Here is a 24,279-nt window from a genome sequence, read left to right as displayed (position 1 = left end):
CTGCGTCGCCCTCGGCCCCATCCATCGCTTCAACGTCGGTGCGGCGCGACGTGCGCGCGTTGGCCCCTGTAATGAAGACGGGTGGCCTGGCTGCATGCGAGGACGGCAGAGATGGCAACCGCTGGCCCTTTTTGGCATGTTGTTTCCTGGGCGGCAGAATTAGCCTTAAGAAGATTGTTTTGTCCTTACAATTTGTCAACGCGGGGGGGGTGGGACCCCTGGACAGGGAGGAACAATGAGTTTGCGCAAGAGGGTTATGCCGATTCTGGCAAGCGTGCTCGCGCTGGTGCTGTGCATTGGAGCAAGCGCATGCGCTGGTAGCGGCTCTACGAGCGGCGAGACGAGTGACAAGCCCGCGCTTGAGGGCAAGTCTCTGAAGGTGTACTGCGGGGCTGGGATGAAGGACCCCTTTACTGACATCAGTGCGGCATTCGAAGAGCAGACCGGCTGCAAGGTAGAGGTCACGTACGCAAATGCCGCTCAGATCCAGACCCAGATCAAGACGACCGAAGAGGGCGACTTCTTCATTGCGGGCTCCAAGGAGGAGCTCCAGCCGGTCGAGGGCTATGTCGACTCGAGCACCAATCTGGTGAAGCACGTTCCCGTTCTGGTGGTCCCCAATGACAATCCTGCCCAGGTCTCTTCCATCGATGACCTGGCAAAGTGTGACCGCGTTCTCGCGGGCGACCCCGAGTCGACGCCCATCGGCAAGATCGCCAATAAGGTCCTGACCAACGCCGGCCTTTGGGACTCCATGATGGCGGACGGGAAGATTACCACCACGACCACGGCTCCCCAGATTGCCACGGCGCTTGCCAACGGCGAGGGGCAAGCGGGCATCGTGTGGAAGGAGAATGCCGGCGACGGCGTCACCGTCATCGAGACGCCTCAGATGCAGAAGGCCGTAAAGGTCATTCCTGCCGCGCAACTGACCTGCTGCTCCGACAAGGACACCGCAAAGGCCTTCAACGACTTCCTCCAGTCTGACGCCGCCCGGGAGATTTGGACAAAATATGGCTACGAGGTCGTGGAAGCAAGCGAATAACCACGTGAGGGCTCAGGGGACATTCGCAAACCTGTGCATTGCCCTGGCCGCGCTGGTGCTGCTCTTTGTGGGCGGCGCCATCGCGGCCGTCGTGGTGGCGGGGACTCCTCGCCTTGTAGAGGCGGGTACTTCTCCCGAGGTGCTGTTCAGCCTTGGTATGAGCCTCGTGACCTCGACGATCTCGACGACCATCTGCCTGCTCCTGTCCCTGCCCACGGCATACGCGCTGACGCGAACCCACATGCCCCTCAACCGCCTGGTCGAGGTGGTTATCGAGCTCACGCTATCGCTGCCTTACATATTGCTGGGGTTTGCGCTGCTGCTCGTCTTTTCGAGCCCGATGGGAAAGGCGCTGCGCGACGCTGGCTTTGCCGTGGTCTTTCAGCCGGCTGGCATCGTAATGGCCCAGCTCATCGTGAACCTGCCATTTGCCGTGAGGATGATGCGAACCGCGCTTGACGGTCTCGACAGACGCCTTGAGCTTGTTGCAGCGACCTTGGGCGCCTCGCCCTTTCGCGTCTTTCGGACCATCATCTTGCCGCTTTGCCGCAACTCGATCGTATCGGCCTTCGTGCTGACGTGGGCAAGGGGAATGGGGGAGTTCGGCGCGACCCTCATGTTGGTGGGGGTCACCAGGATGAAGACCGAGACGCTGCCGGGGAGCATCTACCTCAACATATCCACGGGCAACAACGACATGGCGATGGCGACGGCCATGGTCATGCTGCTGCTCTCGGCGGCGACGCTAATCCTCGCCAACTTGCTGAACCGGCCGAGGGCGCATGCCGTGGACGGAGGGAGGGCCTGCCGTGGGCGCTAGACTTGACATACAGGACCTTGCGGTCAGGCTCGGACCCTTCGAGCTGCGCGACGTTACCCTGAGCGTGGGAGAGCGAGAGGTGTTTGCCCTCCTGGGACGTACGGGAAGCGGAAAGTCCGTGCTCCTTGAGACCGTCGCCGGCGCCTACGATCCCGACGAGGGGCGCGTGCTGATCGATGGCGTCGACGTGACCAAGGTGCCGGTTCGCCAGCGCGACGTGGGCGTCGTCTACCAGGACTGCGCCCTCTTTCCCCACCTGAGCGTGGTCGGCAACGTCGCCTACGGTCTGGAATGCCATGGGGTCAAGAGGGCCGAGGCGCACGGCCGGGCCCTCGCGGAGCTTGATCGCTTTGGGGTCGCGCATCTTGGGGACCGCAGTCCCCTCGGGGTCAGTGGCGGCGAGGCCCAGAGGGTTGCCCTTGCCCGAGCCATGGTGTTGCGCCCGCGCTTGCTCCTGATGGACGAGCCCTTCTCGGCGCTCGACCCCACCACAAGGGAGGACATGTACGAGGTCGTCCGTACGGTCAACCAGGAATATGACTGCACCATCGTGTTCGTGACGCATGATTTTTACGAGGCCCAGCTGCTGGCCGACCGCATAGCGATCATTCTTGACGGGAGGCTGCGTGCCGTGGTGCCGTCAGGCCAGCTCTTTACCAAAGGCTGCGACGAGGACGTGGCCGCGTTTCTTGGGAGGAATCGAAATGGTTCGCGTGACCGACGCACAGCTTGACGCCTTCATTGCCGAGGACGTGCCCTACATCGATCTGACCACCGAGGTCATGGGGATAGGTTCCGTCTTTGCCTCCATGGAGTTCTACACAAGGGAGAAGTGCCTGCTCTGCGGGTCCGAGGAATCTGCCAGGATCGCGGAACGACTGGGCTGCGAGGTCGAGTCCTTCTTGCCCAGCGGCGCGAGCCTCGATGCGGGCGATTCGTTCCTGAGGGTCTCTGGCCCCGCCTCGGCGCTTCACATGGCTTGGAAGGTCTGCCTCAACATGGTGGACAGCACCTCGGCCGTCGCCACCAAGACGGCGACCATGGTCAAGGCGGTCCACGGCGCAAATCCCGACTGCGAGGTCCTCGCGACGCGCAAGCTGATGCCGGGGACGAAGTCGCTCATGACGAAGGCGGTAATGGTGGGCGGGGCATATCCGCATCGGCTGGGGCTATCCGAGACCGTCCTGGTGTTCGACCACCACATCGACCTCATGGGCGGAATGGATGCCTTTCTTGCCGAGCTCCCCCAGATCAAGCGCCGCTGCATAGAGAAGAAGGTCTTCGTCGAGGCAGGTCCGCATGACGCCGTGAGGCTCGCGAAGGCGGGCGTTGACGGGCTCCAGTTCGACAAGGTTCCGGCCGGCGAGCTGACCGACCTGGTCGCTGAGCTTAGAAGCATAGACCCGCGCCTGACGCTTATCGCTGCTGGAGGAATCAACCCATCGAATGCGGCGTCCTATGCCGTGACGGGTGTCGACGGCGTCGCCACGACCTGTCTGTACAGCGCCAAGCCGCTGGACATGAGCGTTCGCATGTGGTCGGTTGACTGACCTCATGCTACGGGCCGAACGCCTCGCTCGTGAGTGAGGCGTGGAGGTTGATACAATAACTTCGCCTGGTTAACCGTTCGAAGGGAGAGCCACTATGGCAAAGATGCTTCTTACTGGCGTTGACGGAAACCTGGGAGGCGAGGCGGCGCGCGTCCTTCTTGACATCGTCCCTCACGACCAGCTGATCTTCTGCGGTTATAACCCGGCGTCGCTCGAGCCGTACGCGGCAATGGGCGTCGAGACCCACGTCACGAACTTCAACGATCCCGATGGCCTTGCCGACGCGTTTGCGGGTGCCGAGCGCCTGGCGCTCATCTCGATGCCGTTCGTGGGCGCAAAGCGCCAGAACGCGCACAAGAACGCGGTTGACGCCGCAAAGGCGGCCGGCGTCAAGCAGATCGTGTACACCAGCCTCGTCAATGCCGACGACCCGACGAACCCCTCGGTCGAGAAGAAGGACCACATCTACACCGAGGAGTACATCAAGAGCGTCGGGCTCGACTACATCTTCATGCGCAACAGCCAGTACGCCGAGGCCATGATCACCAACTACTACACCTACGTGAAGACCACCGGCGTCCTCACCAACTCCCAGGGCGACGGACTGATGGCCTACATCTCTCGCAAGGACTGCGCCAAGGCCGTGGCCTATGCGCTCGTCCGCGGCGACGAGTACCACCAGGCGGCGCTCGACATCAACGGCCCCGAGCTCATGACCATCTCGAAGTTCATCGAGATCGGCAACGAGGCGACGGGCAACCACGTGACCTACCAGGAGGTCACAGACGAGGAGAACTACCAGATTTTCGACGCGATGGGCGTCCCCCGCACTACCGACGACGTGTTCAAGAAGGGCTCCGAGGCGCCGTTCAGCTCCGACGGCATGGTCACCTTCGTCCAGGCCATCCGCGAGGGCAAGATGGCCAAGTTCACCGACGACTTCAAGAAGCTCACCGGCGACGATCCCATCACCGTCAGGTACATGTTCGAGCACTCCGACGACTTCCAGATTGGCGAGCGTCACTCCAAGGACGCATAGCCTTTCAAGACGCATGATGCGCAGGGGAGAAGGACCGTCCAGCTCTCGCTGGGCGGTCTTCTTGTATCGAGAGGGGCGTTTGCTGCCTTGGGGCCGGCTACCCTTGCGTCCGCCCCGTGCCTATACTTGTGAGGTTGCCTGCCGCTGGCAGGAGCCGAGGAGAAGGGATGACGGATGGGTGTGGCGAACGGGGCTTCTTGCGGGTTTGCGAGTGGGCGTGGGGCCAAGGGCTACTTGGCAAGAAACGCGGCTCCGCTTCTGGCGCTTGCCCTGTTTGTCGGCCTCGTCCCCCTTGTCGGCAGGGGAGTGACCTATCTCAACCTCGCGTTCTATGCGGTGGTGACGGTCTACTTCGCCGCCTTGGGAAGCTGCTCGCCGGTCCGGTGGAAGGAAGAGCTCGCAAAGGGTTCCTTCTGGAGGCAGACGCTGGCCACGGTGGGCGCCGTCGTTGCCGGCTTCCTGCTGATGCTCTTGCTCCAGGCTAGCCTCCCCGGGCTCGACCTGGGCGAGATCGAGCTGCCTACGCGAACTCCCGTCGAGATCGCTCTCTTCGCCCTGCAGACGACCCTCCTGCCGCCCCTTGCCGAGGAGCTGTTCTTCAGGAAGTCCCTCATCGTACTCGGGGGAGGGGCTCGGACGGTCGTGACGGTCGTGCTGAGCTCGCTTCTATTTGCCCTCGAGCACGCCCTTGCCCCCTTTGGCGTCCTGACCTACGCGGTGCTTGGCGCGTCCTTCTCGATTCCCTATGCCTGGCACAAGAACGTCTACGCGATGATGACCGCGCACCTCATCGTGAACGTCGTGGGAAACGGACTTCCGCTGGCAGCCATGCTCCTTCTTGCTCGCTAGGTGGCCAGGTTCCCGTCGTGACATGTCTGGATTTCTTATTATTTGGCCGATACAACAGGTAGGGTAGTAAGTCGAGATTTGCGTCCGGCACGCGGGCTTTGCGGCGCCGGGCAAGAGAGCGGCACAGCCGCAGTGTGAAACGAGAGCATCACCATGGCAAAAAACACAGCAAGCTACGGCAATGACAGCATTCGCCAGCTCAAGGACGAGCAGCGCGTCCGCATGCGCCCCGCAGTCATCTTTGGCTCCGACGGCCTCGACGGCTGCGCGCACGCGGTGTTCGAGATCGTGTCGAACGCCGTCGACGAGGCGCGCGAGGGCTTCGGCAGCCTGATCACGGTCACCAAGTTCCTGGATGGCTCCATCCAGGTCGAGGACCACGGCCGCGGCTGCCCCCTTGACTGGAACCCCAGCGAGAAGCGCTTCAACTGGGAGCTGGTCTTCTGCGAGCTCTATGCGGGCGGCAAGTATGACAACAACGCGGGTGGCGACTACGACTACTCGCTGGGAACGAACGGCCTGGGCTCCTGCGCGACGCAGTACGCGTCCGAGTACATGGACGTGACGGTCTGGCGTGACGGCAAGAAGTACGACCTTCACTTTGCCAAGGGCAAGGTCGTCGGCAGCAAGAAGAAGGCCCTCCACGTCGAGCCCACCGACGAGGAGCGCACGGGCACCATCATCAAGTGGCGTCCCGACCTCGAGGTCTTCACGTCAATCGACATCCCGCGCGAGTGGTTCGAGCAGACCCTTCGCCGTCAGGCGGTCGTCAACGCCAACGTGACCTTCCGCCTGCGCGTGGAGGGTGCGGACGGCTTCGAGGAGCAGGACTTCTGCTACCCCAAGGGCATCGAGGACTACGTCATGGAGAAGGTCGGGCCCAACTACCTGACCGAGCCCTACTTCATCGAAGCGAACCGCCGCGGCCGCGACCGTGACGACCTTCCCGACTACAACGTGAAGATCACCGCGTGCTTCTGCTTCTCGCGCACCATGTCGATGCAGGAGTACTACCACAACTCCTCGTGGCTCGAGAACGGCGGCTCGCCCGAGAAGGCCGCCCGCAGCGCATTTACCAGCGCAATCGACGCCTACATCAAGAAGCAGGGCAAGTACAACAAGAACGAGAGCGCCATCAAGTGGCAGGACGTCCAGGACTGCCTGGTCCTGGTCACCAACTGCTTCTCGACGCAGACGAGCTACGAGAACCAGACCAAGAAGGCCATCAACAACAAGTTCATCCAGCAGGCAATGACCGCCTTCATCAAGGAGCGGATGGAGACTTACCTGATCGAGAACAAGCCGTCGGCCGACAAGATCATGGAGCAGGCCCTCATCAACAAGCGCTCGCGCGAGAACGCCGAGAAGACGCGCCAGAGCATCAAGACCAACCTGCAGCAGAAGACCGACATGGCCAACCGCGTGCAGAAGTTCATCGACTGCCGCTCCAAGGACCGCACGCGCCGAGAGGTCTACATCGTAGAGGGCGACTCCGCGGCCGGTGCCTGCCGCACTTCTCGCGACGCGGAGTTCCAGGGCGTCATGCCCGTCCGAGGCAAGATCCTCAACTGCCTTAAGGAGGACTACCCGCGCATCTTCAAGTCCGAGATCATCATGGACCTGCTGCGCGTCCTGGGCTGCGGCGTCGAGGTGAAGGACAAGCGCCTGAAGAACCTGGGCACCTTCGACCTGGACAACCTCAACTGGAACAAGGTCATCATCTGTACGGATGCCGACGTCGACGGATACCATATCCGCACGCTGATCCTGACGATGCTCTACCGCCTTGTCCCGACGCTCATCAGGGAGGGCTACGTCTTCATCGCGGAGTCGCCCCTGTACGAGATCAACTGCAAGGAGAAGACCTACTTCGCCTACACCGAGCCCGAGAAGGCCCGCATCCTCCAGGAGATTGGCGACCAGAAGTGCTCGATCAGCCGCTCCAAGGGTCTTGGTGAGAACGATCCGGACATGATGTGGCTCACCACCATGAACCCCGAGACGCGCCACCTGATCAAGGTCCTGCCCGAGGACGTCGAGCAGATGGAGCGCATGTTCAACCTGCTCCTGGGCAACGACGACGCGGGACGCAAGCGCCACATTGCCGAGCACGGCAAAGAGTATCTGGACCAACTGGACCTGCAGTAAGGAGGGGACATGGCTGCAAGAAAGAAGAAGGCTTCGCCCAAGAAGAAGCACGTGGACAACCCCAACGTCATCGGCCTGCACTCCGAGGTCCTGGAGCAGCCCATCACCGAGACGCTCGAGGTCAACTACATGCCGTACGCGATGAGCACCAACGTGTCGCGTGCGTTCCCCGAGATTGACGGATTCAAGCCGTCGCACCGCAAGCTGCTCTACACCATGTACAAGATGGGCCTGCTCAATGGTGCGCGCCAGAAGAGCGCGAACATCGTTGGCCAGACCATGAAGCTCAATCCCCACGGCGACGCGGCGATCTACGAGACCATGGTTCGCCTTGCGACCGGCAACGAGGCACTTCTCACCCCGTTTGTGGAGTCGAAGGGCAACTTTGGCAAGTACTACTCGGGCGACCTGAGCTACGCAGCCTCGCGATACACCGAGGCGAAGCTGTCGCCCATCTGCGCGGAGGTCTTCAAGGACATCGACAGGGACCCGGTCGACTTCGTCGACAGCTACGATGGCGCCATGCAGGAGCCGCGCCTGCTGCCGACCGCCTTCCCCAACGTGCTGGTCTCGGCCAACAAGGGCATCGGTGTCGCCATGGCCAGCGACATCTGCGGCTTCAACCTGAACGAGGTCTGCGATGCCACGATGCACTTCCTGAAGGACCCCGACTACGACCTCTTCAAGACCATGTCGGCGCCCGACTTCTCGACCGGCGGTGAGCTCATCTACAAGCGCGAGGAGCTCGAGCGCGTGTACAACACGGGCCTGGGCAGCTTCCAGGTTCGCTCGCGCTGGCGCTACCTGCCCAGCGAGCGCATCATCGAGGTCTACGAGATTCCCTACACCACCAAGACCGACGTGATCATCGATCGCATCGTCAAGCTGTCCAAGGAGGGCAAGGTCCGCGAGATCTCGGACATCCGAGACGAGACCGACCTTTCGGGCCTGCGCATCGCCATCGACGTGAAGCGCGGCACCGACCCCGAGAAGCTCATGGCCAAGCTGTTCCAGATGACCACGCTGCAGGACACCTTCAGCTGCAACTTCAACGTGCTGGTCGACGGCTACCCCAAGGTCATGGGCGTGCGCGAGATCCTTGCGGAGTGGGTCGCGTGGCGCATGGAGTCCACGAGGCGTCGCGTGCGCTTCGACCTGAACAAGAAGTCCGAGAAGCTGCACCTGCTGCACGGCCTCGAGGCAATCCTGCTCGACATCGACAAGGCCGTCGACATCATCCGTCACACGGAGCTCGAGGCCGATGTCGTGCCCAACCTGATGAGGGGCTTCGACATCGACCAGGTGCAGGCCGAGTACGTGGCGAACATCAGGCTGCGAAACATCAACCGCGAGTACATCCTGAACCGGACCAAGGACATCGAGGCCCTCGACGAGGAGATCGCCTCCCTCAAGAAGATCCTGAGCAGCGACGACAACGTCAAGCAGGTCATCTACGACGAGCTGGCCGCCATCAACAAGAAGTACGTCACGCCGCGCAAGACCGGCATCGTCGACGCCGAGGACATCGTCCAGGTATCCTTGGAGCCCGAGGTCGAGGACTATCCCGTCACCATCATGGTGTCCAAGGAAGGCTACCTGAAGAAGCTGACCGACCGCGTCCTGCGCTCCGGGGCCGACCTCAAGTACAAAGACGGCGACTCCCCCTGGTTGGAGTTCCCATCGACCAACAGGGGAGAGCTCCTGGTGCTGACCGACCAGAGCCAGTGCTACAAGGTGAAGGTCTGCACGCTGTCCGACACCAAGTCGGCCGACCTGGGAACCTTCCTTGCGACCAAGCTCGAGATGGAGGATGGCGAGAATATCATCCACGTGCTCGATCCGGGCGACTACAAGAGCGACATCCTCTACATCTTCCGCAACGGCCGCGTGGCTCGCGTCGCGCTCTCCGGCTACGTCACGAAGCAGAACCGAAAGAAGCTCAAGAACGCCATCTACGTCGGCAGCCCGCTGGTCGACGCGATCGTCCTGAGCGAGAACCGAGACGTGACGCTCTTCTCGAACGACGAGCGCCTGATAACGTTCAACACCGAGCTGCTGAAGACCAAGACCACCAACAGCACCCAGGGTCTCATCGCGTTCACCTGCAAGAAGGGGCGCGAGGTCATCGCGGTGGGCAAGCCCGAGGAGTTCCTGGGGCCCGACGCCGACCCAGCGCGCTATGTCGTGGACAAGCTGCCCTCCGCCGGCACCTCGATATCGGACGAGGACCGCATGACGCTCTTCGACCTGTAGGGTTGCGGGCGTCCGCGCAAGAAGCGAGACGATGATTGGGCCGGTCCCCGTGTGGGGCCGGCTCTTTTTTTCGTGGCGCTAGCGCCTGCCGTCGAGACGCTTGACCTTTTGGGACAGCTCGACGAGCTCCTCGTGCGAGAGCTCGGGCAGGTGCTCGAGCTGGTCGATGAAGCGCGCGACGCTCTCGTCGCGCGAGGCGCGCATGCGCTCCTGGCAGAAGCTGACCACGGCACCCGTGATGAGCGCGAGGTAGAAGATGGAGTAGACGGAGAGAAGGACGACCGCCGCGCGGCCCGGAATCGAGTTGACCGCGATGTCGCCGAAGCCGATGGTGCTGACCGCCTGGAAGAGGATCCAGGCGGCGTCGCCGAGTCCCCTGACGCCGGGCTCAGCCATGGCAAGCGTCATGGAGGCGATGACGAACAGCATGACGAAGCTGGCCGTCCAGGGCCCCAGCCCAGCTGCGCGTATGATGGGTCCCAGAGCGCGAAACCTGAAGGGTCGCGGTGTGACCTTGGGGTGCGGACGCAGGTCCTTCTCCATGGGCTAGACCCCTTCGTCCGAGGCGATGGAGGGCGCGTCGGCTGCGCCGTCGAGCGAGGAGAAGGACGGAAGTGGCATCGCCGCCCCTATGACGGCAGCGACTCCCATCCAGATGAGCCCGTTGGCCGGGAAGCACAGAATCAGGATGGCCAGGGTGAGCAGCGGCTTGCGCGTGACGCCGGCCAGAAACGCCGTCGTGGTGACCGTGACCATGAGCATGGGGTCCGCGCCCGTGAGCGCGGCGAGGCCGTACCCTGCGGCGACTCCCGAGAAGATGCTGGGGAAGAAGTCTCCGCCCATCCATCCCATGCTGAGGCACATGGGCGTGATCGCCGCCTTGGCGAAGCCGGTCGCGAGCAGGACGATTGCGGGGCAGCCGGACCACTCGCGCATGAGCTCCGCGGTCTGGGCCTCGCCTGGGAAGAGGACGTAGGGCAAAAACGTCGCCACGGTCCCCATGAGGGCTCCCGCCGCGACGGGGGCCGCAACGGTGCCGACCGCGCCGGTGCCCAGGCGGCGCGCTGCCGACGCGAAGAAGCGCCTCGAGGCGTGGTGCAGGAGCGTCATGGCGTATGCCGCAACGATGCAGGGGATGACCCAAAGCAGGCGGATGTCCCCGACCGCGATGGAGTCGAAGCGCGGCAATCCGCTCGAGGAGCCGAAGATGCGGGTGAACAGCAGAATGCCGCCGAACGCGCCGAAGGCCGCGGCGGTGTAGAGCGCGACCTTGGCCCCGCGGCGCATGGTGTAGTCGCTCGCGTTGGGCTTGGACGCGTCCTCGACTCCGGCGACGATGCCGGCGAGCGGCGTCGCGAAGATGGCCGATACGCAGGCTGCGATGGAGGCGTCGGCCACCTCGTCGACGTGCAGCCTGGCGACGCTCAGCCCCGCGCGCTTGATGCGGTCGCGAACCCAGCAGCACCCGGCGGTTATGAGGCCGGTCAGACCGGCCTCGAATCCGATGGAGCCGCCGAAGGCCAAAGGCAGAAGGAAGGTCACGACGGGCCGTATGGCCCCTTGGGTCTTGTAGGAGCCCGTACGCTTGAACTCGCCCAGCACCTCTTCGAGGGACTTGACACGGTCGTTCGAGACGTAGGTCCATACGCCGATGACGGCGCCCCCGAGCGTGCAGGTGATGAGCGGAAACAGGGGGATGCTCAGCCTCGAGCCGAGGCTCTCCCAGATGAGCCTGGTGAGCCACTCGGAGAGGTTCATGACGAGAAACACCGCAGAGCCTACCAGCAGGCCCAAGGCGAGGCTCAGCAAGGCGAACGCCATGGCGAGGCTGGCCCCCTCCGCCCTGCTCCGGGGTCTGAGCCCGGCGCTTTGCAGGGTGGGACGTGGGTCTGCCTTGCGCTTCCCTCTGCCGTGCGGGAATCTCTTGTGTCTCCCGCCGGTCCGAGCGCTCTCCTGGCGTGTCGTCATGTCTGCCCCCCGAGTGACGTGGATGGACTCATCCTAGCGCCGCGCGCATGGCTGACCTGCTACTTCTTGCCTCTTTGGTGGCAAATCGTCGGCGGGGAAGGGACGGGGTCGGGGCCTTCCGCGAAGCCCCTACCCCCTCGAATTCCTGTGCGCCAGGGACTTGCCCGCTGCGAGCAAGGCGAGGATGGCGATGCCGACGAGCACGATGGTGCCGCCGGGCTTGAGACCAAGTGCGTAGGAGATGACGAGCCCAATTGCGGACATGGCAAGGCCGCAGCCGCACGAGACCGCGACCATCTGGCGCCAGCTGCGCGCGACGGTCAGCGCGCAGGCCACCGGCACGACCATCATCGACGAGACGATCAGCGCGCCTACGGTGCGCGAGCCCACCGAGATGGCAAGGGCCGTCGCGATGACGAACGCGACGTTGAGCGCGCCCGTGGTCACGCCGGCCAGACGGGCCTGCTGCTCGTCGAGGGTGACTAGCAGCAGCTGACGGCGAAACGTCGCGCAGAACGCGACGACGGCAAGGCCGACCACCACCACGACGGCGAGCTCGCGGTCGCTTACCGCGACGATGCTGCCGAACAGGAAGCTCGAGAAGCTCGCCGCGTTGGGCGTGAACCCCGAAAGGACGCCCGCAAGTCCTACCGAACAGGCGAGCACGACGGCGATGGCCAGCTCCTGGCGCCCTGCGAAGTGCTTGCGGACGAACTCGGTGGAGCCGGCGGCCAGCAGGCAGGCGACGATGGACCCGATTACGGGGTCGATTCCCGCAACGAGGCCCCCGGCGACGCCTGCCAGCGACGCGTGCGAGAGCGCGTCGCCCATCATGGAGAGGTGCCTGAGCACGACCACGACTCCGATGCAGGGGATGGCGACGCCCATGACGAGGCCCGCGACAAAGGCGTGCTGCATGAAGGCGTACTCGAACATGTCAAAGCCCATTGTGGACGCTCCTTTCGTCCGATTCCTCATGTATGACGCCGTGGCCGAGAACGACCGTCCTGTCGTAGAGCCTGGGAAGGCGCGCGAGGTCGTGGGTGATCAGAAGGGTGCTCATCCCGCCCTCGGAAGCCTGGGAGACGGTTTGCATGAGGGCCGCCGCATTGGCGTCGTCCAGGTTGCTCGTCGGCTCGTCGAGCAGCAGGAGCCAGGGGCTCCTCACGAGCGCGCGGGCGAGGAGGGCGGACTGGAACTGGCCCCCGGAGAGCTCTCCGACCAATCGGTCGTGCAATCCGGCGAGCCCCGCCCTCTGGATTGCCTCGAGCGCGAGGGAACGCTCCCGGGCGTGGCGGTGGGGGAGGATCCGCGTTGCGTTGAGGTTGGATTGGACCAGCTCGAGAACGGTCAGGGGGATGTGGCGATAGTCGTCTGGGCTTTGCTGGGGAACGTATCCCACGAGGCCGTCCGCAATCGCGGCGGTGGGTGTCCGGTCAAACACCGCCACGGATCCCCCGTCGGGTTCGAGCTCGCCGAGGATGATCCTGGTGAGTGTGGTCTTTCCCGCTCCGTTCTGTCCCGCGAGAACGCAGAACTCGCCGGGGGCGAGCTCGAGGCTCGCCCCCGCAAGAACGGGGTGCTCTCGGTACGAGAAGCTAACCCCCGACAGCCTGACGGCGCTTATGCTCACGAGAGGGCCTCGACGAGCTCGTCCAGGTTCTTCTCCATGACGCTGAAGTAGTCCTCGCCTGCGGCAAGCTGCTCGTCGGTCAGCCCCTCGAGCGGGTTGAGCACCTTGCACTGCGCGCCGGACTCGTCGGCGATCTGCTGGGCGACCTTGGGGCTCACCAGGTCCTCGCCGAAGATGACCTTGACGTGGTTGTCCTTGGCGAAGTCGACGATTTCGGCCATGGTCTTGGCGTCGGGCTCGGACTCTGCGTCCAGGCCCTCGATGGCGACCTGGTTGAGGCCGTATGCGTCGCACAGGTAGCCGAACGCCTGGTGCGAGACGACGATGTTCTTGTTGGGGACGGCCGAGAGCCTCTGCTGGTACTGCTGGTCAAGCTCGTCGAGCTTCGCGGCATAGGTCTCGTAGTTCTTCTCGTACACGTCCTTGCCGCCGGGGTCGGCCGCGATCAGGGCGTCGCGGATGTTGGCCATCTCGACCTTGGCGTTCTGCGGGCTGAGCCAGACGTGGGGGTCATACTGGCCCTGCTCCTCGTCGGCGCCCGCACGCAGCTGGATGCCCTGGGACGCCTCGACCTTCACGAGCCTGTCGTTAGAAAGCGTGTCGGAAACCTGGTCGACCCACTTCTCCATGCCGGCGCCGTTGTAGACGAAGACGTCCGCGCTCTCGAGGGTCTTCATGTCGTCGGTCGAGGGCTCCCAGTCGTGGGGCTCGGTGCCTGCGGGCACCAGGTTGACGACCTCGACGCGGTCGCCGCCGATCTTCTTGGCGTAGTCGGCCATGGGGTAGAAAGACGCGACGACCTTGACGGTCTTGGTCTCCTGACCCTGGTCGGAGCCGCTCTGGTTGTTGCTGGCCGTTCCTGATGCGCAGCCCGCTACGCAGGCAAGTGCGAGCAGGGCGCTTGCCGCTGCCGCGATGATGCTCTTCTTCATGTGTGCTCGTTCCTTCGCGATGACGATGCCTAGGCGTCATGGGTGACGCGGTACTTCTGTCGAGGTGCGCGTGGAACGTCAGTCGTCCATTCGGTCCCTAAGCGTGATGGGCGTCTCGGCCATCAGGAGGAGCTGCATTACGACGACTGTCAGCGCCGCCGCACGGGGAAGCGCGAGCGGCATCTGGGGCCTGCTGGGGGTCGGGCCATATGTGCCTTGCAGGGCGATTGCCCCGCGCAGGACCTGACATACGACGCAGCCGTCTCCCGTGCAGTCGTGTTTGGCCTCCGTGGCCACGAAGACGGCGGGCAGCAGGAGCGTGACCGTGACGAGCAGGGCGACAGCGCGGCGTGCGACGGGACGGCAGTCTGTGACGAGGCGACGGAGGGGCATCAGCGCTCCTTCCGGCAGTCCCTGCACACGCCCATCAGGACGGTGCGATGCACGTCCACCGTGAAGCCGTGCTCGCGCTCGAGGTGCTCGAGAAGCGGCTTGACCTCATCGCAGTCAAGGTGGATGAGCCTTCCGCACTCGGTGCACTTGAGGTGGTAGCAGTGCTCGTCGCGGCAGCCTTCCGTTCTCACGAGCTGGAGGCAGGCGCGGCGCTCCCCCTCGGGGGTGAAGCGAATCACCGAGCCCTCTTCGACCAGGTGCTCTATCTGGCGGTACACCGTGGCGCGCGACACGTCGGCGCCATCGGCGCGCAGCCGGTCGAACACGTCCGATGCCGTGGCATGGTGGTCTCCCAGCGACTCGAGACAGCGTGTGACCATCTCGCGATGCGCCGTGTTGTATCGGCCTCGTGCCACCGGAACCTCCTGCCTTCAAATTGAGAACGCGTCGCATATTAGGCCAGGGGAGAAGGAATTGCAACGACGGGTGGCAAGCTTAACCGTATGGACAAATTGTCCAGACTAATGCCCTCGTCCGTGCTTGCCGCGGCTGGCCATGCGCGTTGTCGCATGGAGTTGCGGCGGCCCGCTGGAGACTGCGCGATTCGCTCGTTTTGCGCGCAACGCCCGTCTCTCTAGGGGTAAGGTCTCACTAGAAAAAGAGTTACCTGATTGGGAGATCATCATGTATGACAACCTGTCCGTTCCTGGTCGCAACGACATCTGTTGGTGCGGCAGCGGAAAGAAGTACAAGAAGTGCCACTCTGCCATCGACGCGCGTCTCGAGCGCCTCTGGACCGACGGCGAGGAGGTTCTGCCCCGCTCGCTCATCAAGACGGCTGACGACGTTGTGGGAATCAAGGCGTCTGCCGAGGTGAACGTTGGCGTTCTTGACTATGTGGGCCAGAAGATCTGCGCCGGCACCACCACCGCCGACATTAACGCCTGGGTCGAGGAGTACCTTGCCGCCCACGACGCGGTCTCTGCCGACCTCAACTACGAGGGCTACCCCTACAGCGTCTGCACCTCCATCAACGACGTGGTCTGCCACGGCTTCCCCAACGAGGACGACGTCCTCAAGGAGGGCGACATCATCAACGTCGACATGTCGACCATCAAGGGCGGCTACTACTCGGACTCCTCGCGCATGTACTGCATCGGAGAGGTGAGCGAGGAGCGTAGGCGCCTGGTCGAGGTCTGCCACGAGGCGGTGAAGGCCGGCCTGGCCGCCGTCAAGCCCTGGGGCCACCTTGGCGACATGAGCGCTGCGGTCCAGAAGGTCGCCGAGGACGCGGGCTACAGCGTGGTCGAGATGTTCGGCGGCCATGGCATCGGCTGCGAGTTCCACGAGGAGCCCTTCGTTCCGCACGTGGGCGAGGAGGGCACCGGCCCCGTCCTGATGCCGGGCATGTGCTTCACGATTGAGCCCATGATTAACGCCGGCGGCCCCGACGTGACCATCGACAAGGAGAACGGCTGGATCGTCCGGACCAAGGACGGTAGCGACTCTGCGCAGTGGGAGGTCCAGATCGTGATAACCGACGACGGCTATGAGCTCCTAAGCTGGTAGTGCCATCTCTTGGCCAAGAAGCACCGACGCTCTCGACGAGACGCCTGCAGGCATCGCCGGGGGCGTCTTTCTTTTTTCGCACGGTTCAGCGCCCGTCGAAGCGGCGACTAGCCGATTGCCAGGTATAGCAGGCAGAGGCAGGCCAGCAGGGCGACGTTGAGCGCGGCGAAGGGCAGCATGAAGCGCCGCGCAGACGAGTGCGGAGACATGCGGTAGATGCGAAACGCGATCAGGCTCGCAAGGGAAGCGACGGGCGTGCCCAGCCCTCCCAGGTCGACGCCGAGCAGCAGCGGCCTCCAGCTCTGGACGAAGCCGGAAAGGAGCATTGCCGCTGGAACGTTGCTGATGACCTGGCTGGCGCCCAGGCTCGTCAGGAACGGCGCGGTCCCCATGGCCGATCCGAGCACCAGTGTCACCGCCTCGATGCGCGCCATGTTGTGCGAGAACACGAAGAAGCACGCAAACGTGCCAAGAAGGGCCCAGTCGACCTTGCTGAGCGCGTGGCGGTCGAGCGCCAAGACCGCGAGCAGGACCATGGGGAGCGTCAGCTGCCAAGGCACGGCGCGAAGCGCCGTGAGGATGCTCAGCGAGAAGAGCGCGAGGTACATGGGCAGAAGGCATCTGCGTGACCCGTTGCCCTCCGCGCTGGACGGTTTGGGCTCCGTGCCCGTCGCCCCCGAGGGCGCCACGTACTTCTCGACCGCTTGGCTTCTCCTCGCGACGCACAGCGTGACGAGCAGGACAAGCGAGAGCAGGGCGTAGGGGGCAATCGCCAGGAAGATCTCGATGGGGTCGATGCCGAAGCGAAGGTAGAGGAACAGGTTCTGGGGGTTGCCGATGGGCGTGACCATGCTTCCGAGGTTGGCGGACACGGCCTGGCAGGCGGCCAGGTGGGCAAGCTCGTCCTGGCGTCCGGCCATGCGTAGCGAGGTGATGGCGAACGGCACGAAGATCAGCAGCGCCACGTCGTTGGTCACCAGCATCGAGCAGAAGAAGGGGAGCAGCACCAGCGCGAGCCTGAGCGTTCGCGTGCTGCGTGCCCGGCCGAGCAGCTGGCGCGCCATGCGGTCGAGCACTCCGCAGCCAACGAGCCCTGCGACCGAGGTCATGAGGCACAACAGGAGCGCGAGCACGCGATAGTCGATGGACTGGGCGACCTCCGAGGGGCCCGTTCCGGCGATGGTGGTGGTAACGGCAGCCGCAGCCAGCGCGATGCAGAGCATGAGCTGCTGGCGCACAAATGAGGTAATTCGGTCAAACATGGGGTCATTCTAGAGCCGACCCGTCCCATTAGATACAATGCCACAGGTTAATCACTATTTTTCGACGAGTTGTCGCGCCAGCCCAGAGGTTTCTGTGGTGCGCGGCAGAAGGAACGCGCATGTCCAACCTTACCGACCAGATTTCCTCGCGCAGGACGTTTGCCATCATCTCGCATCCTGACGCGGGCAAGACGACCCTTACCGAGAAGCTCCTCCTGTATACCGGCAGCATCCAGACGGCCGGCTCGGTCAAGGGCAAGGCGAGCGCGAAGCATGCCGTGTCGGACTGGATGGACATCGAGAAGGAGCGCGGCATCTCGGTCACCTCCTCCGTCCTGCAGTTCAGCTACGGCGGCCACTTCGTGAACATCCTCGACACGCCGGGACACCAGGACTTCTCTGAGGACACGTACCGCACGCTCATGGCCGCCGATGCGGCGGTCATGGTTATCGACGGCGCCAAGGGCGTCGAGGCCCAGACCATCAAGCTCTTCAAGGTCTGCACCCTGCGGCACATCCCCATCTTCACCTTCGTCAACAAGCTCGATCACGACACGCGCGACCCCTTCGAGCTCATGGAGGAGATCGAGGACGTTCTGGGCATCGACACCTATCCCATGAACTGGCCCATCGGGTCGGGACGCAACTTCCGCGGCGTGTTCGACCGCCAGTCGCGCCACGTGCTCGCCTTCCAGGGCGATGGCCACGCCAACGCGACCAAGAAGGTTGGCGAGATCGAGGCCGAGCTCGGCGATGCCAAGCTGGACGAGCTCATCGGCGAGGAGAACCACAAGAACCTGATGGACGACATCGAGCTCCTCGACGGTGCCGACAACGAGTTCGACATGGATGCCGTCAGCTGCGGAAAGCTCTCTCCGGTGTTCTTCGGCTCCGCGCTCACCAACTTTGGCGTCGAGCCGTTCCTGAAGGAGTTCCTGCGCATGGCGCCGGAGCCGCTGGCCTATACCGACACGCTGACCGGCCAGAAGGTCGATCCCGCGACCGACGAGTTCAGTGGCTTCGTCTTCAAGATCCAGGCCAACATGGACAAGAACCACCGCGACCGCGTCGCCTTCGTGCGCATCTGCTCGGGCAAGTTCGAGCGCGGCATGGATGCCTGGCACGTCCAGGGAGATCGCAAGCTCAAGTTGGCCACCGGCACGAGCATGATGGCCGACGACCGTGCCATCGTCGACGAGGCGTATGCCGGTGACATCGTGGGCCTGTTCGACCCGGGCATCTTCAGCATCGGCGACACCGTGTGCGACATGCGCCACCACGTCAAGTACCCGCAGATCCCCACCTTCGCTCCCGAGCACTTCGCGCGCATCGAGCAGGTGGACACCCTCAAGCGCAAGCAGTTCATCAAGGGCATGGAAGAGATTGCGCAGGAGGGCGCGATCCAGATCTTCCGCGAGTGGGGCATGGGCATGGAGCGCGTCGTCGTCGGCGTCGTGGGCGTTCTTCAGCTCGATGTCCTCGAGCGTCGACTCAAGAGCGAGTATCACGTGGGCATCCGCCGCACACCCCTGCCGTACACGCAGATTCGTTGGATCACCAACGATCCCGACGAGCTCGACCTGCGCAGCCTCAACCTGACGCGAGACACCCTTCGCGTCGAGGACATGCGCGGCGGCCGCCTGCTGCTGTTCACCAACGAGTGGAACGTCAACTGGGCCGTCGAGCGCAACGAGGGGCTCAAGCTCTCCGAGGTCGGTAACATCACGTTCTAGGCCGTTCCGGCGCCTACCTTGCACTCGTCTCGCTCGTCGTGGGCTGAAGGGTTCCTGGCATATCGTCTTCCCCGGCCTTTGCCCCCATTGGGAGAGGAGGCCCGACGGGGCAACGCGATGCGACTCGAAGGAGCCCGGCTCGCGTCGTCCCGTGCGCTCCAGTGCAATCTGGCCCGCAATTGCCAGGAGCACGAGGATGCAGACGGTTGGGGGACGACTCTGCAGTGGCCGAAATGCCCCCAACCAGTATCGCGTCCTGACGTAGACTAACCCCCATACGCCAGACGGATTTCTTCTGGGGCCTTCTGAGGGGGCTGGGGGAGGAGCGACATGGTTACCTTTGACGACCTGAAGGACGGACGCCTCGGCGGCATCAGCCGCAGGGGGTTCGTGGGGCTGGGACTCGGCACGCTCGTCACAGCGGTACTGAGCTCGTGCGGTGGCGCCGGAGCCTCGGACGAAGGCGGTTCCGGCTCTGGGTCTACCGTTCTCGAGCCTGCCGCCCAGGACGAGAAGGACGCGAGCGAGTCCGGGTCCTCGTCGCAGGCGGAGGGCAAGGTGGGCGACAAGACGCTCGTCCTGTACTTCTCGCAGACGGGAAACACCGAGTCCATCGCCAAGTTCATGTGCCAGATCCTCGGCGGCGCGGACGGCTTCCACCTGCAGACCAAAGAGCCGTACGTGGAGGCCGACCTGAGTGCCGACGACGACTCGCGTTGCAGGCGAGAGCAGGACAACGCGCAGTCTCGGCCCGAGCTGGCGGGCGACCTGCCCGACCTGTCCCAGTACGGGACCGTGTTCGTGGGGTTCCCCATTTGGTTCGACAGGGCGCCGCGTGCCCTGTACGCCTACGTCGAGGGCGCCGGGCTCGCCGGCAGGAAGGTCTACGCCTTCTGCACCTCAGCCGTTGCCGGAATCGACGATGCCGTGGCGGAGCTTGCCGCCCTGGACACGAGGGTCGAGTGGCTCAAGGCCATGCGCTTCGAGGAGCACGACACTTACGATGCCGTTTCCGAGTGGATCGACCAGATAAACAATCGCTAGGAACGTCTTTCGAAGTGGTTTCGTTACGTTCTTCTCACATAACGTTACAAATGCTTTCATCCGTGGGTGCGAGTGCCTATTCTCGTTGTACGCGCCTGCGGGCGCTGTCGTATAGGCATGAGCAAATCGAGAGGTGGAACCCATGGCATCCAAGCTGGGCCAGAAGATCGTAACCCTGCGCAACGCGCATCACATCAGCCAGCAGGACCTAGCTGACCGTTGCGACTGCGACGTGGAGGTCATTCGGGGCCTAGAGGATGGCGCGCTGCCGCCCTCGCTGGCACCTCTCATCAAGGTCACGCGTGCCCTGGGCGTGCGTCTGGGCACGCTCATGGACGACGCCGACGACGAGGGTCCCGTGTACGTGAGCGGCGACCAGATGGAGGAGGTCACGCGCCTCACGTCGCTCGAGACCTCGTCTGATGCTGGTGACCTGCGCTACTTCAGTCTTGCCGCGGGCCGTCCGAGCCGTCACATGGACCCCTTCGTCATCACCATCGACCCCTCGGGCGAGCTTGACCACAAGCTCGTCGGGCACGAGGGCGAGGAGTGGCTCTACGGCCTCGAGGGCGAGTTCGAGGTCCAGTATGGCAACGAGCACTACCTGATCAAGCCTGGCGAGTCCATCTACTACGACTCGATCGTGCCCCACCAGGTTCGTGCCTACAACCAGCAGCAGGCAAAGTTCCTAGCAGTCGTCTACACGCCGGTGTAGCCAGCCGATCTTTGGCTTTGGCTCCGTCGACGAGTCATCGTTCTCGCAGACAATTCACTACCAACAGAGAAGGACGTGCGACCAATGGCTGTAGACGTCATGTCAAGCTATGACCCAGCCGCAGACCCTCAGGGCATCAACATTCCCGAGGAGATCGCGGCCATTACCAACCCCGAGCACCTCACCCTGGACCAGTGGCCCAAGGACAAGCCGCTGCCGCCGCGTGGTGCTCCCGACTACCCGCTTCACACCGAGCTGACCATAGGCGAGTACCTGCGCAAGCAGACGGTCGTCGACGGCGACCACGAGTTCGTGGTCTATCCCGACCGCGACCTGCGTTGGACCTACGCCGACTTCGACCGGCGCACCGACGAGCTTGCCAAGGGCCTTCTGGCCATCGGCCTCGAGCCCGGTGACCATCTGGGCGTCTGGGCGCGCAACATCCCGGACTGGCTCACCTTCATGTACGCCAGTGCCAAGATCGGCGTCGTCATGGTCACGGTCAACCCGGTCTACAAGAGCCACGAGCTGGACTACGTCCTGAAGCAATCCGACATGAAGGCCCTTTGCGTGATTGACGCGTTCCGAGACGTCAACTACCTCGAGATCATTCGCGAACTCGTGCCCGAGACCCTCACGCAGGAGCGCGGGCGCCTCGAGTCCGAGACCTATCCCATGCTCAAGAGCATCATCTACATGGGGCCCGAGAAGCACCGTGGCTGCTACAGCGTGCCCGAGCTCATCCTGCTGGGCTCCTACATGCCCGACGACTCCCTGCGCGAGGCCGAGAAAAAGTTCGACAACAACGACGTCGTCATGATGCAGTACACCAGTGGCACGACGGGCTTCCCCAAGGGTGTCATGCTGACCCACCGTAACATCATCAACGACGGCTTCTTCATTGGAGAGGGGCAGCGTCTGGGCTCCGAGGACCGCATTACGCTCCCGGTTCCGTTCTTCCATTGCTTCGGCTGCGTCCTGGGCGTCATGGCATCGCTGACGCATCGATCGACCATGATCATCGTCGAGCAGTTCGACCCGGGCCTGGTGCTTCAAGCCGTCTCGCGCGAGCAGGCGACGGCACTCTACGGCGTGCCCACCATGTTCATCGCCGAGCTCAACCACCCGAACTTCGAGAGCTTCGACCTCTCGCACCTGCGCACGGGCATCATGGCCGGCAGTCCCTGCCCGCCCGAGACCATGCACGAGGTTATGGAGCGCATGAACATGCGCGAGGTGACCATCTGTTACGGCCTGACCGAGACCAGCCCCGTCTTTACCCAGACCTCCGTCAACGACGACGTCGAGCACAAGTGCACCACCGTCGGTCTGGCGCACCCGCCCATCATCGCTCGCATCATCGACCCCGTCGACGGCCACACCTGCGCTCCCGGAGAGCCGGGCGAGCTCTGCTGCAAGGGCTACAACGTGATGAAGGGCTACTACAAGATGCCCGAGGCGACCGCGGAGGCCATCGATGCTGACGGCTTCCTGCACTCGGGCGACCTCGGCATGATCGACGAGGACGGCTACTATCGCGTCACGGGCCGCATCAAGGACATGATCATCCGCGGCGGTGAGAACATCTACCCGCTCGAGATCGAGAACTTCCTGCTGGGGCACCCGGGCATCCTGGACGCTCAGGTCGTGGGCATCCCCGACGCCAAGTACGGCGAGATCGTTGGCGCGTTCATCCGCACGAGGCCCGGCTACGAGGGCCTCACCGAGGCAGACGTGCGCGAGTGGGCGATTCCTCGCATCGCGCGCTACAAGGTTCCCAAGCGCGTGTTCGTGGTGGACGACTTCCCCATGACGCCTTCCATGAAGGTGCAGAAGTTCAAGCTGCGCGAGATGGCGGTCGAACTCGTGGAGGCCGGCAAATAGCCGAATCCCAAAGAACGCATGTGGTGCGGCGGTGCGCTGTCTAGTACAGCGTGCCGCCGCGCAGTTGTTGCTTCTTGACTATCTCGCCCAGGAGCCATTTGACCGTGCGCACGTCACGGTGGTCGAAGAGCTTCTTGTAGTTGGGGTCCTCCAGCATCTCGAAGCGCCTCATGTCGTCTCGGGTCAGAGAGAAGCCGAACACGTCCAGGTTTTCCTCCATGCGGCCCAGGTGCGTGGTCTTGGGGATCACGACGATGTCCTTCTGAATCAGCGCGCGAAGGATGACCTGCGCGACGGTCTTGCCGTGGCTTCGGGCGATCTCGGACAGGGTGGGGTTCGAGAATATGCCCTGCCGTCCCTCGTAGAACGGGGCCCAGGACTCGTGGATGACGCTGAGGCCATCCATCACGAAGTGCTCGTCGTCTCGCTGGCAGAGGGGGTTCGTCTCGATCTGGTTGACCATGGGCGGCACCTCGGCCATGAGGGCCATGTCGACCAGGCGCTCCGAGTGGCAGTTGCTCACGCCGATGGCGCGGAGCTTGCCGGCCTCGTAGGCCTCCTCCATGGCACGCCATGCGCCCGTATAGTCACCCATCATCTGGTGGAGCAGCATCAGGTCGATGTGGTCGGTCCTGAGCTTTCGCAGGCTGCGGTCTATGGAGTAGCGCGCCCGCTCGTAGTTCATGTTGCTGACCTGGACCTTGCTGGTGACGAAGATCTGGTCGCGCGGAACGCCGCTCTTGGCGATGGCCGTGCCGACTCCCTCTTCGTTGTTGTAGGACTGCGCGGTGTCGATCAGCCGGTATCCCGCCTTGAGCGCATCGAGCACGCAGCGTTCGGTCTCGTTCGGGGACATCTGGTACACGCCGAGGCCCAGCATGGGCATGCGTACGCCGTTGTTCAGGGTCTTGTAGAGCATCGGAACTCCTTTCGCCGGACGCCGGCGGCGTCATCGGGCGAGAAGTGCTTGGTCTTCTCCCTTGCAAAACCTTTCCGAAAAACTGGCTGCTCTCTAGCTTACGGTTACCTACCTACTGGCGCTGCCTTGCATGTACCAGCGGGCGGATGCTTCGGTTGGGCGTGGCGCCCGAGGCGTCACGCAACAAAAGGCCCCCCTCCCAAGTGAACTGCGCCCCAGTTCTTGGACGGGCAAATAAAGCGGCCTAGGCCGCATGCAGGGACTGATTCCGGAACTCCTCCGGGGTCAGTCCCTTCAGCTTAACCTGACGCCTCCTCGTGTTCCAGTGGACGACGTAGGCGTCGAGGTCCCTCTTGAACGCGTCGAAGCTCGGCCATGTCTGGTCACGGAAGAACTCGTCCTTCAGGTGGCCGAACACCTGCTCGGTCGCCCCGTTGTCGATGCAGTTGCCCTTCCGGGACATGCTCTGCACGACGCCCGCCTCCTTCAGCCTGTTGCACCACCCGGCCTGCTGGTACTGCCA

Annotated in this window: 23 protein-coding genes; 13 read left to right on the top strand and 10 right to left on the bottom strand. The window is 63.6% G+C overall.

All coding sequences use genetic code 11. The annotated features are described in order from the left end of the window. Positions 1 to 235: 235 nt before the first annotated feature. From modA to B5D13_RS07515, 8 genes are all read left to right on the top strand, one after another. The gene (gene modA / locus B5D13_RS07550) at positions 236 to 1,045 is read left to right on the top strand and encodes a molybdate ABC transporter substrate-binding protein (RefSeq protein ID WP_200802628.1); all 810 of its coding nucleotides are present in this window, start codon (positions 236 to 238) and stop codon (positions 1,043 to 1,045) included. Further along, on the top strand, positions 1,014 to 1,865 hold the full coding sequence (locus tag B5D13_RS07545) for an ABC transporter permease (RefSeq protein WP_078687715.1): 852 nt from the start codon (positions 1,014 to 1,016) through the stop codon (positions 1,863 to 1,865). The genes modA and B5D13_RS07545 overlap by 32 nt, the downstream gene beginning before the upstream one ends. Continuing rightward, positions 1,855 to 2,598 carry an ABC transporter ATP-binding protein gene (locus tag B5D13_RS07540; protein ID WP_078687714.1) on the top strand — a complete coding sequence of 248 codons (744 nt, stop codon included), beginning with the start codon at positions 1,855 to 1,857 and terminating at the stop codon, positions 2,596 to 2,598. The genes B5D13_RS07545 and B5D13_RS07540 overlap by 11 nt, the downstream gene beginning before the upstream one ends. Next, a complete protein-coding gene (modD, locus tag B5D13_RS07535) occupies positions 2,570 to 3,415 on the top strand; it encodes a ModD protein (RefSeq protein WP_078687713.1) in 846 nt (281 codons plus the stop codon). Before B5D13_RS07540 ends, modD begins: the two co-directional genes overlap by 29 nt. A 94-nt stretch (positions 3,416 to 3,509) precedes the next feature. Continuing rightward, positions 3,510 to 4,454 (top strand): NmrA family NAD(P)-binding protein, encoded by a 945-nt coding sequence (locus B5D13_RS07530; RefSeq protein ID WP_078687712.1) that lies wholly within the window; start codon positions 3,510 to 3,512, stop codon positions 4,452 to 4,454. 234 nt (positions 4,455 to 4,688) lie between these two features. After that, on the top strand, positions 4,689 to 5,303 hold the full coding sequence (locus B5D13_RS07525; RefSeq protein ID WP_159444007.1) for a CPBP family intramembrane glutamic endopeptidase: 615 nt from the start codon (positions 4,689 to 4,691) through the stop codon (positions 5,301 to 5,303). A gap of 153 nt (positions 5,304 to 5,456) precedes the next feature. Then, a complete protein-coding gene (locus tag B5D13_RS07520) occupies positions 5,457 to 7,451 on the top strand; it encodes a DNA gyrase/topoisomerase IV subunit B (protein WP_078687710.1) in 1,995 nt (664 codons plus the stop codon). 9 nt (positions 7,452 to 7,460) lie between these two features. Continuing rightward, a complete protein-coding gene (locus B5D13_RS07515; RefSeq protein ID WP_078687709.1) occupies positions 7,461 to 9,704 on the top strand; it encodes a DNA gyrase subunit A in 2,244 nt (747 codons plus the stop codon). Between the two features lie 78 nt (positions 9,705 to 9,782). Here B5D13_RS07515 and B5D13_RS07510 read toward each other — a convergent pair whose 3' ends face one another. The 7 genes from B5D13_RS07510 to B5D13_RS07480 all read right to left on the bottom strand — a co-directional run bounded on the left by B5D13_RS07510 (position 9,783) and on the right by B5D13_RS07480 (position 15,046). Beyond that, positions 9,783 to 10,247 carry an ion channel gene (locus B5D13_RS07510; RefSeq protein WP_078687708.1) on the bottom strand — a complete coding sequence of 155 codons (465 nt, stop codon included), beginning with the start codon at positions 10,245 to 10,247 and terminating at the stop codon, positions 9,783 to 9,785. A 3-nt stretch (positions 10,248 to 10,250) separates the two neighbouring features. Beyond that, on the bottom strand, positions 10,251 to 11,525 hold the full coding sequence (locus B5D13_RS07505; protein WP_159444006.1) for a chloride channel protein: 1,275 nt from the start codon (positions 11,523 to 11,525) through the stop codon (positions 10,251 to 10,253). A gap of 276 nt (positions 11,526 to 11,801) precedes the next feature. Continuing rightward, positions 11,802 to 12,620, bottom strand: coding sequence for a metal ABC transporter permease (locus B5D13_RS07500; RefSeq protein ID WP_234970794.1), 819 nt, complete (start codon positions 12,618 to 12,620; stop codon positions 11,802 to 11,804). Further along, positions 12,610 to 13,305, bottom strand: coding sequence for a metal ABC transporter ATP-binding protein (locus B5D13_RS07495; RefSeq protein ID WP_159444005.1), 696 nt, complete (start codon positions 13,303 to 13,305; stop codon positions 12,610 to 12,612). The genes B5D13_RS07500 and B5D13_RS07495 overlap by 11 nt, the downstream gene beginning before the upstream one ends. After that, positions 13,302 to 14,237 carry a metal ABC transporter substrate-binding protein gene (locus tag B5D13_RS07490; protein ID WP_078687705.1) on the bottom strand — a complete coding sequence of 312 codons (936 nt, stop codon included), beginning with the start codon at positions 14,235 to 14,237 and terminating at the stop codon, positions 13,302 to 13,304. Before B5D13_RS07490 ends, B5D13_RS07495 begins: the two co-directional genes overlap by 4 nt. Positions 14,238 to 14,315: 78 nt before the next feature. After that, complete coding sequence (locus B5D13_RS07485) at positions 14,316 to 14,630, bottom strand: hypothetical protein (RefSeq protein ID WP_078687704.1); 315 nt, start codon at positions 14,628 to 14,630, stop codon at positions 14,316 to 14,318. Next, complete coding sequence (locus B5D13_RS07480; RefSeq protein WP_078687703.1) at positions 14,630 to 15,046, bottom strand: Fur family transcriptional regulator; 417 nt, start codon at positions 15,044 to 15,046, stop codon at positions 14,630 to 14,632. Before B5D13_RS07480 ends, B5D13_RS07485 begins: the two co-directional genes overlap by 1 nt. Positions 15,047 to 15,314: 268 nt before the next feature. Here B5D13_RS07480 and B5D13_RS07475 point away from each other — a divergent pair, with 268 nt between their 5' ends. Beyond that, positions 15,315 to 16,199, top strand: a complete 885-nt coding sequence (locus B5D13_RS07475) for a methionyl aminopeptidase (RefSeq protein WP_078687702.1) — start codon at positions 15,315 to 15,317, stop codon at positions 16,197 to 16,199. 107 nt (positions 16,200 to 16,306) lie between these two features. Here B5D13_RS07475 and B5D13_RS07470 read toward each other — a convergent pair whose 3' ends face one another. Then, positions 16,307 to 17,461 carry an SLC13 family permease gene (locus B5D13_RS07470; protein WP_078687701.1) on the bottom strand — a complete coding sequence of 385 codons (1,155 nt, stop codon included), beginning with the start codon at positions 17,459 to 17,461 and terminating at the stop codon, positions 16,307 to 16,309. Between the two features lie 119 nt (positions 17,462 to 17,580). Here B5D13_RS07470 and B5D13_RS07465 point away from each other — a divergent pair, with 119 nt between their 5' ends. The 4 genes from B5D13_RS07465 (at position 17,581) to B5D13_RS07450 (ending at position 22,837) form a co-directional block, all read left to right on the top strand. Beyond that, entirely contained in the window at positions 17,581 to 19,194 is a 1,614-nt protein-coding gene (locus tag B5D13_RS07465; RefSeq protein WP_078687700.1) for a peptide chain release factor 3, read from the top strand. A gap of 330 nt (positions 19,195 to 19,524) precedes the next feature. After that, the gene (locus B5D13_RS07460) at positions 19,525 to 20,238 is read left to right on the top strand and encodes a flavodoxin (protein ID WP_078687699.1); all 714 of its coding nucleotides are present in this window, start codon (positions 19,525 to 19,527) and stop codon (positions 20,236 to 20,238) included. A gap of 142 nt (positions 20,239 to 20,380) precedes the next feature. Next, the gene (locus B5D13_RS07455) at positions 20,381 to 20,953 is read left to right on the top strand and encodes a helix-turn-helix domain-containing protein (protein ID WP_078687698.1); all 573 of its coding nucleotides are present in this window, start codon (positions 20,381 to 20,383) and stop codon (positions 20,951 to 20,953) included. A gap of 84 nt (positions 20,954 to 21,037) precedes the next feature. Continuing rightward, positions 21,038 to 22,837 (top strand): AMP-binding protein, encoded by a 1,800-nt coding sequence (locus B5D13_RS07450; protein WP_200802627.1) that lies wholly within the window; start codon positions 21,038 to 21,040, stop codon positions 22,835 to 22,837. A gap of 40 nt (positions 22,838 to 22,877) precedes the next feature. Here the strand turns inward: B5D13_RS07450 and B5D13_RS07445 are convergent, their stop codons facing one another. Together B5D13_RS07445 and B5D13_RS07440 are read right to left on the bottom strand one after the other, a co-directional pair. Then, positions 22,878 to 23,756, bottom strand: a complete 879-nt coding sequence (locus B5D13_RS07445; RefSeq protein WP_078687697.1) for an aldo/keto reductase — start codon at positions 23,754 to 23,756, stop codon at positions 22,878 to 22,880. A 244-nt stretch (positions 23,757 to 24,000) separates the two neighbouring features. Beyond that, a complete protein-coding gene (locus B5D13_RS07440) occupies positions 24,001 to 24,219 on the bottom strand; it encodes an IS3 family transposase (RefSeq protein ID WP_369821286.1) in 219 nt (72 codons plus the stop codon). Positions 24,220 to 24,279: the final 60 nt, after the last annotated feature.

It is taken from the genome of Olsenella sp. KH1P3 (genome assembly GCF_900167315.1).
Classification (GTDB): domain Bacteria; phylum Actinomycetota; class Coriobacteriia; order Coriobacteriales; family Atopobiaceae; genus Olsenella_J; species Olsenella_J umbonata_A.
Note: the sequence above shows the minus strand (reverse complement) of the source record. Positions and strands in the feature narration are given on the sequence as shown.